Annotated in this window: 11 protein-coding genes and 1 pseudogene; 9 read left to right on the top strand and 3 right to left on the bottom strand. The window is 48.5% G+C overall.

Going from position 1 to position 12,206, the window contains the following annotated elements; translation table 11 throughout:
• Window positions 1-17: 17 nt before the first annotated feature.
• From KNO71_RS04645 to KNO71_RS04630, 4 genes and pseudogenes are all read left to right on the top strand, one after another.
• Window positions 18-866: a MurR/RpiR family transcriptional regulator gene (locus tag KNO71_RS04645; protein ID WP_214687487.1), complete on the top strand. Its 849-nt coding sequence runs from the start codon at window positions 18-20 to the stop codon at window positions 864-866.
• An 83-nt stretch (window positions 867-949) separates the two neighbouring features.
• Complete coding sequence (locus tag KNO71_RS04640; protein WP_214687485.1) at window positions 950-1,336, top strand: hypothetical protein; 387 nt, start codon at window positions 950-952, stop codon at window positions 1,334-1,336.
• 96 nt (window positions 1,337-1,432) lie between these two features.
• A pseudogene (locus KNO71_RS04635) lies at window positions 1,433-2,119 on the top strand (glutamate synthase-related protein); the annotation flags it as partial.
• Between the two features lie 100 nt (window positions 2,120-2,219).
• On the top strand, window positions 2,220-2,834 hold the full coding sequence (locus KNO71_RS04630; protein WP_214687483.1) for a flavodoxin family protein: 615 nt from the start codon (window positions 2,220-2,222) through the stop codon (window positions 2,832-2,834).
• Between the two features lie 39 nt (window positions 2,835-2,873).
• On the opposite strand, the gene gnd is transcribed toward KNO71_RS04630, so the two are convergent.
• Window positions 2,874-3,758, bottom strand: coding sequence for a phosphogluconate dehydrogenase (NAD(+)-dependent, decarboxylating) (gene gnd, locus KNO71_RS04625; RefSeq protein WP_251031931.1), 885 nt, complete (start codon window positions 3,756-3,758; stop codon window positions 2,874-2,876).
• 127 nt (window positions 3,759-3,885) lie between these two features.
• Between gnd and KNO71_RS04620 the strand changes: the two genes are divergently transcribed.
• The 5 genes from KNO71_RS04620 (at window position 3,886) to KNO71_RS04600 (ending at window position 8,813) form a co-directional block, all read left to right on the top strand.
• Window positions 3,886-4,731 carry a YihY/virulence factor BrkB family protein gene (locus tag KNO71_RS04620; RefSeq protein ID WP_214687481.1) on the top strand — a complete coding sequence of 282 codons (846 nt, stop codon included), beginning with the start codon at window positions 3,886-3,888 and terminating at the stop codon, window positions 4,729-4,731.
• A gap of 101 nt (window positions 4,732-4,832) precedes the next feature.
• A complete protein-coding gene (locus KNO71_RS04615; protein ID WP_214687480.1) occupies window positions 4,833-5,756 on the top strand; it encodes an LCP family glycopolymer transferase in 924 nt (307 codons plus the stop codon).
• 88 nt (window positions 5,757-5,844) lie between these two features.
• Window positions 5,845-7,050 (top strand): alpha-amylase family glycosyl hydrolase, encoded by a 1,206-nt coding sequence (locus tag KNO71_RS04610; protein WP_214687479.1) that lies wholly within the window; start codon window positions 5,845-5,847, stop codon window positions 7,048-7,050.
• A 6-nt stretch (window positions 7,051-7,056) separates the two neighbouring features.
• On the top strand, window positions 7,057-7,824 hold the full coding sequence (locus KNO71_RS04605) for a tyrosine-protein phosphatase (RefSeq protein WP_214687478.1): 768 nt from the start codon (window positions 7,057-7,059) through the stop codon (window positions 7,822-7,824).
• A 23-nt stretch (window positions 7,825-7,847) separates the two neighbouring features.
• A complete protein-coding gene (locus KNO71_RS04600; protein WP_214687477.1) occupies window positions 7,848-8,813 on the top strand; it encodes an aldose epimerase family protein in 966 nt (321 codons plus the stop codon).
• Window positions 8,814-8,895: 82 nt separating this feature from the next.
• Here KNO71_RS04600 and KNO71_RS04595 read toward each other — a convergent pair whose 3' ends face one another.
• On the bottom strand, window positions 8,896-10,944 hold the full coding sequence (locus KNO71_RS04595; RefSeq protein ID WP_214687476.1) for a cellulose biosynthesis cyclic di-GMP-binding regulatory protein BcsB: 2,049 nt from the start codon (window positions 10,942-10,944) through the stop codon (window positions 8,896-8,898).
• Between the two features lie 13 nt (window positions 10,945-10,957).
• Window positions 10,958-12,205, bottom strand: coding sequence for a glycosyltransferase family 2 protein (locus KNO71_RS04590; RefSeq protein WP_078147573.1), 1,248 nt, complete (start codon window positions 12,203-12,205; stop codon window positions 10,958-10,960).
• Window position 12,206: the final 1 nt, after the last annotated feature.

Below are 12,206 nucleotides of genomic sequence, written 5' to 3'. Positions count from 1 at the left end.
AGAAAGGGTGATGCTTGATGGAAACGATGAACGGGACGGCCCGCATCCGTGGTGCCTATTCGACACTGAGCAAGAAAGAACAACGTATTGCCGACTATATTTTGAAGCAACCAGAAAAAATCATTCATCATACGATCAATCAGGTGGCAGATGACCTCGATGTGGCAGAGTCGACTGTGTTTCGTTTTTGTCAGCGTGTCGGATTCAAAGGCTATCAGGCGCTAAAAATCGCACTCGCCTCAGATGTCGTCGCACCGCTTCAAGATATTCATGAAGATATTATCGAGACGGATACGGCACTCGAAATCGCAGAGAAAATTTTTTCGACGAACGGGAAGACGATTGAGTCAACGCGTCAGATTTTAGAGGGTGCCTCTCTTGAGAAAACCATTGAGCTGTTTCTTGGGGCGCGCCGTATCGAATTTTTCGGAAGCGGCGGGTCGGCCGTCATCGCGTTAGATGCCTATCATAAGTTTGTCCGGAGCGGGCTTCAAGTGAGCGCGATTCTCGAGTCGCATATGCAGCTCATGTCGGCCTCACAATTGACGACCGCAGACGTCGCCGTCGTCATCTCGCATTCCGGTGCCTCGAAAGAGACACTCGATATCGCCAAACTCTTAAAAGAGAAGGGCGTGCCGATGATTGCCATCACCAACTATGCGAAGTCCCCTCTCTCGAAACTGGCGGATGTGTCGCTCTATACCGTATCTCAAGAGACGGCATTTCGCTCGGAGGCGCTCGCTTCCCGGATTGCTGAATTGAGTCTGATTGATGCGTTGTTCACAGCCGTCATGATGCGCCGAGGCGAGGCAGCCCGGGCGTCGCTTCAACAGATGCGTGAGGCGATTTCGCTGCGCCGAATCTGAGCGAAAGAGGGTTAGTTTCTACAAAAAGGTGGAAATTATAATCCTTGAGAGCAAAGCGAGGCTTAGAGAGAGAAGGTGGACCGATGAACCATATTGATTTTTTATCTTTCGACCACTACAACGAGTTCAAACGGTTGGCACAACGGCTCACGGATCCGGGGAGTACCGGTCGAGAATATTTCGCCGCGCTGTATGTGATTGCGGGAAACACCCATGTTCGTGAACGGTTGCTTCCTTATATGGATTTAGAAGCAGGGAAGATTCGGACCTCGACCATCATCGATGACAATACGTTCGATAAACGAGAATTTGTGCTCACCAAACTCGTCATCCATCTGTATAACTCAAAAGAATGGGTCCTTCCGACCGAGTTGATTGCCTTGCCGGAAGAAGACTATAAGTTGGCGATGCAAGCAATCACGCTATGCCGCAATGAACAATTTGACGGGGTCACGATCCCGAACGACTGATGACACCCTGTTTTGTTGGAAACAGGGTGTTTTTCGTCGAGCCATAGAGGAGGGAATTCCGCGTCACTCACCACATCGATGTTAACCATTTTACTGATGCTCATGTTGCTCATCATGATCACGCCACCGCTCTTGATTTTTTATCTGTGGAGGCGTGACCGGAACCAACGCGAACACTCCGTCCTCCGGAACTTCCCGATTCTCGGAAAGTTGCGCTATATATTTGAGAAGATGGGACCCGAACTTCGGCAATACTTGTTCCTGAATGACAATGAGGCGAAGCCGTTCTCACGGAATGATTATGAGTCGGCCGTCATCGCAGGGAAGTATAAGTCGCGCATCATCGGATTCGGCTCGGAGCGAGATTTTGACGCGGGTGGGTTCTATCTTCAAAATGCATTGTACCCGACAAATCGGAACGAGTTACGAATCGACAATTCAACGAAAGTGTCGACATGGGTGTATGAACTCGATGAAGACAATCTGTTCACCCGAAAAGAACATCTCGTCGAACGAGACATCTCCCCGTACTTATTAACAGAAGAAGATACCGTCATCATAGGCGAACAGACGTGCCGGGAACCGTTCTACGTTCGAGGGCTTGTCGGTCAGTCGGCCATGAGTTTCGGGTCGCTCGGAGACAGGGCCATCACAGCCCTCTCGATTGGGCTCGGTCGTGCGGGTGGCACGTGGATGAACACGGGAGAAGGCGGTCTTTCGGACTATCATTTGAAAGGGAATGTCGACATCATCTGCCAAATCAGTCCGGCACTATTTGGTGTCGATGTAATTAATACGATTTTATAGATTTTGTAATATAGATTTGAAACATTTGACGAACGGGAACACCTAATGGAACATCATTTTACCTAGGAGGGATCGGATGAAAGCCTTGTTTTTGAACTGTACGTTAAAAGGTGGCGACACGACGTCGCATACGGAAGGATTGATTCGTGACATCATCCCGCACTTCGATGCGCTCGATGTTGAATCTGAGATCGTTCGAATCGTCGATTACAACGTCGCGTTCGGTGTGACGGAAGATGAAGGGGATAGGGACGAGTGGCCACAGATTTTTGAGAAAGTGAAGGCCGCGAACATTGTCGTGATCGGGACACCACTCTGGCTCGGGGAGAAGAGTAGCGTCGCCACCCAAGTGATTGAACGTCTATACGGCGGTAGCGGACTGACGAATAAATCGGGACAGGCGATCTACTACAACAAGGTCGGTGGAGTCGTCGTCACGGGGAATGAGGACGGGGCGAAACACGCCTGTGCTTCGATTCTATATGGATTGTCCCACATCGGTTTCACCGTGCCGCCGAACGTCGACACGTATTGGGTCGGGGAAGCGGGACCGGGTGACTCGTACCTCGATGCTGGACGAGAAAATGAATTCACGAAGTCTCATGGCAAGACGATGGCATATAACCTCGTTCATTTTGCGAGAATGCTTAAAAACCATCCCATTCCGGCAGAAGGGAATACGATGGAATGAATCAAGGTCTCGACCGATGTTGGTCGAGACCTTGATGATTTACTCTTTCTTCTCCACCGCATGCCCACCGAACTCGTTCCGTAAGGCCGCGACGACCTTGCCCGAGAACGTATCGTCTTGAAGCGAGCGTTGACGCATCATGAGGGAGAGCGCGATGACGGGCGTCGGGACGTCGTACTCGAGTGCCGTCTCGACCGTCCACTTGCCTTCACCGGACGCATGCATGACCCCGCGGATGTCATCGAGTTTCGCGTCTTTCGAGAAGGCGCTCTCCGTCAGCTCCATGAGCCACGAGCGAATGACCGACCCGTGATTCCACACACGTGAGACATCTTCATAGTCATAGTCGAACGGACTCTTCTCGAGCACTTCGAACCCTTCTGCAATCGCCTGCATCATCCCATACTCAATCCCATTATGCACCATCTTCAAAAAGTGACCACTTCCACTTGGTCCCGCATACAGATAACCGTGGTCGGTCGAGACGTCCTGGAAGAGCTGTTCGATTTTTCCGAACGCCTCCAAGTCGCCTCCAATCATCGTACACGCTCCGTGACGGGCTCCTTCCATCCCACCACTCGTCCCGACATCGAAGAAATAAATGAGTTTTTCTTTGAAGTGCTCGGCACGTCGCATCGATTCCTTATAGTTCGAGTTTCCTCCGTCGATGACGATGTCACCTGGGGAGAGAAGAACGTGCAAGTCGTTCAAGACGTGCTCGGTCACGTCACCCGCCGGCACCATCACCCAGACGACGCGGGGTGCCTGAAGCGTAGAAACGACCTCCTGCAAAGAGGATTTCGTCTCAAATTGACTCGTCGATACGTTTCCCGGGTCATATCCGACGACACGATGCCCATTGTCTGTCAAATTTAGAGCCAAATTGAGGCCCATTTTACCAAGTCCAATCATACCGATTTCCATTCGTTCCACCCCATTTATAAGATTTAGTCCTCTATAGGGCATACCCGAAATAACGATCTCTCAAAAGGACAGGTTGCCCGAGATGTAGAATGATATTAAGTGCAGAAGTGATGAGAGGAGGGTGGCGATGTTTGAAAGTATGTTTCGACTGGCCGTGGACGTCAGGCATCGATTCAAAGACCATCACATTAACGATTATAGTGCCACACTGGCGTTTTTTTGGTTTTTAGCCATCTTTCCGACGTTTGTGGTCCTCTTCGCCGTGATGGCATGGTTTCAAATCGATGACGCGCTTCTCATCGAACAGATTGAGACGCTCATTCCCGGTTCGAGTGTGCGTGAGCTGTTATCTATCGTCTATGATGTGAGCGGAAACTTGAACGGCGGACTGTTATCGGTCAGCGCCATCATCGCGTTTTGGTCAGCTTCGAACGGAACAGCGCGCCTCGTCAAATTGACCGTGTTTGCATATGGGGAGACGGAAGCGCGCGGCTATATCTTCCGACGGCTGATCGGGTTGCTCGTGATTTTAGCAGGGAGCATCGGGGCGGTCATCTTGATTGTGTTTCATCTATTCGGTCAAGAGTTTGTCGAACTGATTTATACACTCTATCCAAAAGTTGAAGAATTCGACCGCTTGTCGACGGTGACGCGCTATACGGTCTCGACCATCATTTTGATTATCGCGTTCTCGCTCTTTTATAAAATCGCGCCACAACAGCGAGTGCGGTTCATTGAAACACTTCCCGGAGCCGTGTTTGCGGTCATTTCGTGGCAATTGCTGTCGACCGGATACAGCGTCTATGTCGAACGTTTCTCGATTCTCGGGGATACGTACGGCACGATCGGTGCGGTCATCCTGCTACAGATTTGGCTCTATCTGACGGCGGCGACGATGCTGATTGGGGCAGAAATCAATGCAGCCTGGCCCTACCATATGATCCGTCAACCGATCCGGACCCATTTCCCGTAACAAAAAAAGGGATATCGTGATTATTCTTTGTGAACATGCTTTAAAACAACCCGTGGCATGGGAATAAACTAGTACTATTTCACGGAAGAAGGTGTGGCCACATGGCGAAACATCGTAAACCATCAAAGTGGAAAATCGTACTAGGGGTTGTAGCAGGCGTCATGGCCTTGGTGCTCATCACGGGTGGCGCGTTCGTCTGGTCAATGGTAAAAGAAGTCGATGACACCGTCGCACAAGTGAATGACAACTTGAACATCAGCAAAGAGCGTAAACAGGTCGAGACCATTGAACGCAAAGAGTCAGTTTCCATTCTCTTACTTGGAATCGACCGACGCGGGACCGAACAGGGACGAAGTGACTCAATCATCGTGCTGACACTCAATCCGGAGCTCGATGAAGGCGCGATGCTCTCGATTCCTCGGGATACATTGACCGAAATCGTTGGGAAAGGGACGCGCGATAAGATCAATCATGCCTATGCGTTCGGTGGAGCCGAAATGGCTATGAATACGGTCGAGAATTTCCTCGATATCCCAATCGATTATGTCATCGAGACGGATATGGAGGCATTCAGCGACGTGGTGGATGCACTCGGAGGCATCACGGTCATGAATAAATTTGCGTTCTCGACAGAAGATTACACGTTTCCCGTAGGTGAAGTGACGTTAGACGGAGAAGCGGCACTCGATTATACGCGGATGCGCTATAACGATCCAAACGGTGACTTCGGTCGTCAAGAACGTCAGCGGGATGTCGTCGCCGCCATCATTGAAAAAGGTCGGACGGACTTCTCACTCGACAAGGTCACCGCCTTACTGGATGTCGTCGGTGATCAGGCGAAGACGAATATCGAACTCAATGAATTCGTCTCATTGTCGACAGACTATATGAACGCGTTCCGCAATGCGAGTGTCTTACGGCTTGAGGGTGCGGGCGGATTAGCGGGGGACGGGATCTATTACTGGAATCCGGAATCATCTTCGTTGAATGGCGTTCAGGAAGAGTTGCAACGATTGATGGAGTAAACTGTCTGACCCAAGTCGGACAGTTTTTTTGTGTTTCAAAGAGAACGGAAAGTGGGAGAAATAAAGAGATGCCAAGGAGGGATGAGCCATGAAATGGGAAACGATTGAAGAGGTGCTCCACGAACTCGGGGAGACCTCGCAAGAAAAGTGGGAGCGGTTGTTTGAGAAGTGGTCGGATCATCGTTGGCACGACCATGAACGCCCTTCTGAAAAAACGAACGTCTTGTTGGTGGATGCCGGTTTTATCCTGACTGACGGACGAGCGAACCTCGAGGCTCTCCATCAATGGTTAGCCGATCACGTCCAAATGACGGTGAGTGATCTCTATCTCGTCTCCCTGTTTCCGTATCAAACGAAACAACAGGACACAGCCATCGACTCGCGTGTGCAACTATTCGAAGACTTAGGACGTTTCACCGATGCGTTCGATTTGATTTACGAGATGACGCCTGAAGTATGGAATGAGGCCCAATTCGACCTTGTCACCGTAACGGATGAACTGATCGAACGTCTAGCGTACGGAGCGACGAAAATCCGCGTCCATGTCGAATCGTTTCGTGGAATGGAGCCGGAACGAGTCAAACACATCCTCAAGCTGTGGCGGACGGTCATGCATACGTATAAGCCGAATGCGCAGCTGATTATCGCCAATGAGCGTGTGGATTCCGCCCTCATTTATGAGGCGGAGGCGGACGTCGTCTGCCATTTCGACTTATCCAGCCATGTGATTTTAGCGTTTGCGCAGGCAGATGTGACACGTTTGAGCGATTGGGCGAGTCAGGTGCATCCGCTGAGAGCCAATCAAACCTATTTCAATTTCCTCTCTTCGGCGGAACGTGATCCGTTTGAGAAGAATCTGATGGATGCGGATCCGTTGGCGATTCTCGCCGCTCATAGTGTGCTGTTGTCGCTACAGGGGATCCCATTGATTGATTACCGAACCTTGTTCGGGGTGACACAACCGATTGAACAAGAAGACCTCGTTCGAGCGTTGAAACGCGATCCAGATCGACTTCGTGTCTATGAAGGGATATTGAGTCAATTGAATGTGAAACGACTCCAACCTGCCTTGTCACCGTACATCGGTCAAGAGATCGTACGTCTCGACCGCCGCGTATTCGCCGTCAAACGGAAGCACCAAGAAGAGTCTCTCCTGTTATTGACGAACATGAGTGAGGAGACGGTGCAGACGGATTGCGAAGGAACGAGTCTCTTTACAGAAGAATGGATGAGCCATGTGACGCTTCGCCCATATGAATACGTTTGGCTAAAACAAACACACACTGGAGAGTGAATCCTCATGATTGATATACATTGTCATTTGTTGCCTGAGGTAGACGACGGACCACGCACGATGGAAGCGTCCCTGCAACTCGCAAGGCGTGCAGTCGAAGAAGGGGTGACGTCGATTGTCGTGACCCCACACGCGTATCATCCGTACTTCGAGACGGAGCATCATGACATCACGAAAGAAGTCGCGCATCTACAACAACAACTCGATGAGGAACAGATTCCCTTGACCTTGTATGTCGGGCAAGAGATTCGAATCTTTGGGGAGTTGATTGATGCGCTCGAGTCTGGGGAGGCACATTCGCTCGCCGGGTCCCGCTATGTCCTGGTGGAACTGCCGAGTCAAAGTCTGCCTGCTTATACGGAATCCTTATTCTTTCAACTGCAGGCGGCTGGATACGTTCCGGTCATTGCGCATCCAGAGCGGAATCGAGAGTTTGCACTCCATCCCGAAAAATTGTACCATCTCGTATCAGCGGGTGCGCTGTCGCAAGTGACGACAAGCAGTTTGACAGGGCAGTTTGGAAGACAGGTCCGGGAACTCGCGCTCACGTTCATCAGTAACGGGTTGAGTCACATCGTCGCCTCCGATGCCCATAACGTGGAACATCGTGATTTCAATTGGTTAGCAGCAAGACAGGAAGTCATCAACGAACTAGGAGAAGAGATGTGGCAACAGCAGCTCCACTTTACGGAGGCGATATTAGCCGATGAACCGATTGCAGTGAATCCGCCTCATTTGCCAGAAAAAAACTGGCGAGGGCGCTGGAAGTGGTAAAGACGGGGTAGAAAGGTGATGGCATGAAACAAGCGACGATTCAAAACGCCAACGGCATGATCCTATCCGCCATTGACTATGGCTGTGCGATGACGGAACTGACGGTCCCGGACCGGGAAGGGAATTTTGACTCGGTCATCTTGAAGTACGGGGACGTCTCTCAATACTTAGAAAATCCGGTCTATCTCGGGTCAATCGTCGGGCGGATTGCCGGGCGGATTCGTGACGCAGAGATTGAGGGTGTCGCCTTGACCCCAAGCGAGGCGCCCCATCATATCCACGGAGGCGACAAAGGCATCACGGCCCGTCACTGGGAGATGGACGCCGACGGACAGTGCATCCAGTTCACATATCTCAGTCCGAATGGGGAAGAAGGATACCCGGGGAACGTCTTCTTCAAAGTGTTGTATGAACTGACAGATGACAATGAACTCATCGTCACGATGACGGCGGAGACGGACCAACGGACGTGGGTCAACCTGAACCATCACAACTATTTCAATCTTGGCGGACGCCCGACCATCCACGACCATGAACTGACGCTACCAGCCGATTCGGTCGGGGTGCTCGACGCGGATTCGCTGCCGACAGGGGCGTTGCGTGATGTGAGCGGGACACCGTTTGACTTCCGAGACGGAAAAGCGGTCCGAGAGGCGCTCGTGTCAGGAGACGAGGCGATTGAACGGGCGAGCGGTCTTGACCATCCGTTTATCTTGAAGGATGGACCGATTCGATTGCACGACCCGATTAGCGGACGGACGATGACGGTCGAGACGAATCAACCGGTCATGGTCGTCTACACAGGGAATTTCTTGAGTGAAGAGACACCGGTGACGCTCGACGGTCGACAAAAACATAGCGCAATTTGTCTCGAAGCCCAGGCGTTCCCAGATGCCCCGAACTATCCAGACATCGCAACCTCAATCGAACTGAAACCGGGTGAGTTGTATCACTCGCGGACGGTGTATCGGTTTGGGGTGGAGCAATAAGAAAGGTCATCTCTTTGTTCTAAACGAAGGAGATGACCTTTCTTATACTTTGCATATCTATTAAGCGGTACGTAATAAAGGATTAAGGTGTTTTTTTATTGCGTCTCATATAGAAGAGAATGGCAATAATGAAGACGATTAACACAATGAAACCAACAAAATACCATGTAGAGTCTATTGAAGTAGAAGACTCGTCATTAGATGTTGCTTGGTTATTCGAAAGTTCATTCGCGATACTTGAACTATTTGTAAAAATAGCGCCATTTTGATTCTTCACTGCCACGCTAAATGTTTCATTTGGAAAAGCCAACGTTTCAATAAGTGTTGAATCAATCGAATTTTGAGTTGACACAACAATCATTGCTTTTTCATCGTTCCAAGGAGAGGGTTGTATCCAGGCATATTCCGAAGAAGTTTCTGGGACGAACCCGTACTGAGACAAATCAATTTGATTGTCTGTTGTAACAATCCAATCTTTCTTTTGTTCGTTGAAGAGAGGACTTTGCTCTGGATTTCCAATAAAGAATACAGAACGGTTTGTTACCATTTCTTCAGTAACTTGGCTAGAACGAACAAACTCGACTTGTCCTGTTAAGGGAGTGACGGGTAATCCATTCATCACACTGGCCATATTTTGAAGTGATTGTTCGCTCATATCGTCAGGAATCACGAATAAGACACCTGAATCCGTTGCAAAAAGACTAGCCATGTTTGAGAATACTTCATTATTCGCTTGCCCATTGTTCGTTGGTAACGTTACTTGGCTCTCACTAGAAATAAAAATCCAGCGATCTAAATCACTCGCATTGCACGGAGCTTCTGAGCGGAGTCCATTTGCTTCAAAAGATACATCTAAAAATGAAGATTTTTGGAGCGTGGAAGCATCGACTTGAATAGTATGTTGCTGCCATTCACTATGATCTTCTTCCGTGTCTGTCAAAGGAATAGAGTGGGGTACCCCGTTTATCAAAGCAATCAATTCAGGAGGAAGTCCCCCTTCTTGTTCAGGCACTAGATTCTCAGACGCTTTAAAACGTAAATCTAGTTTTACTTGAGATTGTTTATCGATGACAGGCAACGGATAAAAGTAGTTCGGACTAACCGCTTGGCTACCGCTCAACATCAAGTCTGATGCACCGAGAGCACGTAAATCAACAATGTTGTCATTTTTTTGCATTACGGGTGCACTCGTTAGAGTCAATCGTTCGCCATTCAATTGTTGTCGCTGTGGGACGAGTAGCAAATGGTCTAGTGTCCCTTCAAACGCATCTGCGTTCTCAGCGAGAACGAACATGGCTTCGGTAGATGTTCCGTTATTCACGAGACGGACTTGCTCTAGCAAAATTTCATCGCCTGTTGGGCGTTCGTTCAATTCTTGAATGAAGTTTTTTACAGGACCTGTGAAAGAATCAGTCTGTCCTACGAAAACATACCGGCCATCCAATGATTTTAATTGTTGTTCATATTGAAGCGATACATTATCTGAATCGGCCGCATCTCCTTTTAACTGTCTGTATAGAAGAAGTCCTGCCTCTATTGATGCTGCGCTCGGCGAACTTGGAAGCACAACGGTCAATTTTTGACTTGTTGTTTGTGTAAACGGATTCGGGTAATCCTTCAATGAGAGTTCTGCTTTGTTTCCGGCAGCGACAAAACTCGAAGGGCGGACAGTTAACCAGCTTCCGGATGTATTTCCTGTGTCACACATTCTCCCTTCGATAATTCCCGTGAATCTTACCGTGACCTCATGTGTACCCTTCGTTAAATGTTTGTTTTGGAGCGGCACTTTCACGTTTCCCTGAGATGATTTTTTTGTCAAAGCGACTGATTTGATGGGCTCACCATCAATATCGATTGTAAGTGCTGAAGGCGGAATCAATAACTCCGAATGTAACCAGTCAAGCGACAGATACTTAGACGAATTAGCTTGCTCATCTCCGACCATCGTATACGTATACGTACGGGCGGACGTTTCTCCAGGTAGGACGTCATCTTCCGTCGTTAATATACGCTCTCCTTCACCATTTTCAGAATCAATGGATAACGACGAACGAAGTTCAGTGGCAGCTTGAACCGAAGTTGTAGATAAAATCAGGAATGAACTTAGTAAGTAGGGCAAGTAAGGTTTCATAATATCCTCCTCTTCAGTCGAATCGGTCTGTTTTGTACCATTTGACTTCTTGATTAAATAAGACGCGTTTTATTTCGAGATAAAGCGAGTAGATGACAAGCACAATCCACAATTGGCTGTACGTGAAGTACATCAGAATAACGGTAAAAAAGTTCTGCACATTAAATTCGGAGCGTTCGATACTGAGTGTGACGAACACTTCGGTCACAAATAGTAAAAATGCGAGAATCCATAAGATGAGTGTGATATTTCCAACTTCTAGACCGATATCCACAAACAAATTAATCACAAATAAACTATTCGACAGAATCACGCCGAAGAAGAATAAAAAATAAGTGAAAAAAAAGTAAATGATATCGAACACGATTTTCTTTCGTTTCAGTGAAAATAATTGACGCATGAATTTGAGAACAACGTATTGATTTCCGCGTGCCCAACGCGTCCGTTGTTTCCACCAAACTTTTAACGTTTGAGGTTCTTGTTCCCATGTGATTGCGGCAGGAAAGAATCGGATATGCCAACCAAGTTCATAGACCCGAATCGTGAGTTCGGTATCTTCTGCTAGCGCTGCTTCATCCCAACCGCCAAGCTCTTCAATAATGGAACGACGGATGGCAAAGTTGGTTCCAGGAATTGTGGCAATGTTAAACCACTTCCATCTCCCTGCTTGTGCCATCCATTGAAAACAGATGGTTTCGATATTGATCAAACGCGTAAGCAACGTTTCATATGCATTTGTGACACGAAATTTTCCTACGACCGCTCCTGCTTTTGGGTCATTCAAAAGACCCATAACCAGATAATAGACACTGTCTTTTTCAGGTGTGTTATCCGCATCATATACAACCAATACGTCTCCCGTTGATTGGGTCAGACCATAGTTCAAAGCAGACGATTTTCCTTTTCCTGCATATGCAGGTGTCGTTTGTACGACATGGATAAATGAAAACTTCTCTTCAAACTGTTTGGCAATTTCTCCGGTCTGATCTGAGGAGTTGTCATTAATTAAAATAACTTCGAGTTTGTCATGGGGATAGTCAATTCGAGACATTGCTCGAAGTGTTGCTGCTATGACAACTGCTTCATTGTGAGCTGGAATTAGAACAGACACTTTTGGTAAGTCTTTCATATGTTTCGTCCATTCTGGGATTGGATCACGAAACGTCATGAAGTGCCAGAACCCGCCTTGCATCAAAAACATGTGGTATAGAAGCATCGTCCAAATCATGACGAGTGAGAACAGAAAGAGTAGATTTGCCATG

It is taken from the genome of Exiguobacterium sp. s163 (assembly GCF_018617135.1).
Classification (GTDB): domain Bacteria; phylum Bacillota; class Bacilli; order Exiguobacteriales; family Exiguobacteriaceae; genus Exiguobacterium; species Exiguobacterium profundum.
Note: the sequence above shows the minus strand (reverse complement) of the source record. Positions and strands in the feature narration are given on the sequence as shown.

What these genes read in the sequence shown, in the direction of transcription:
- KNO71_RS04645 (WP_214687487.1), top strand. Translation starts at nt 18, where the DNA reads ATGGAAACGATGAACGGGACGGCCCGCATCCGTGGTGCCTATTCGACA.
- KNO71_RS04640 (WP_214687485.1), top strand. Translation starts at nt 950, where the DNA reads ATGAACCATATTGATTTTTTATCTTTCGACCACTACAACGAGTTCAAA.
- KNO71_RS04630 (WP_214687483.1), top strand. Translation starts at nt 2,220, where the DNA reads ATGAAAGCCTTGTTTTTGAACTGTACGTTAAAAGGTGGCGACACGACG.
- gnd (WP_251031931.1), bottom strand. Translation starts at nt 3,758, where the DNA reads ATGGAAATCGGTATGATTGGACTTGGTAAAATGGGCCTCAATTTGGCT.
- KNO71_RS04620 (WP_214687481.1), top strand. Translation starts at nt 3,886, where the DNA reads ATGTTTGAAAGTATGTTTCGACTGGCCGTGGACGTCAGGCATCGATTC.
- KNO71_RS04615 (WP_214687480.1), top strand. Translation starts at nt 4,833, where the DNA reads ATGGCGAAACATCGTAAACCATCAAAGTGGAAAATCGTACTAGGGGTT.
- KNO71_RS04610 (WP_214687479.1), top strand. Translation starts at nt 5,845, where the DNA reads ATGAAATGGGAAACGATTGAAGAGGTGCTCCACGAACTCGGGGAGACC.
- KNO71_RS04605 (WP_214687478.1), top strand. Translation starts at nt 7,057, where the DNA reads ATGATTGATATACATTGTCATTTGTTGCCTGAGGTAGACGACGGACCA.
- KNO71_RS04600 (WP_214687477.1), top strand. Translation starts at nt 7,848, where the DNA reads ATGAAACAAGCGACGATTCAAAACGCCAACGGCATGATCCTATCCGCC.
- KNO71_RS04595 (WP_214687476.1), bottom strand. Translation starts at nt 10,944, where the DNA reads ATGAAACCTTACTTGCCCTACTTACTAAGTTCATTCCTGATTTTATCT.
- KNO71_RS04590 (WP_078147573.1), bottom strand. Translation starts at nt 12,205, where the DNA reads ATGGCAAATCTACTCTTTCTGTTCTCACTCGTCATGATTTGGACGATG.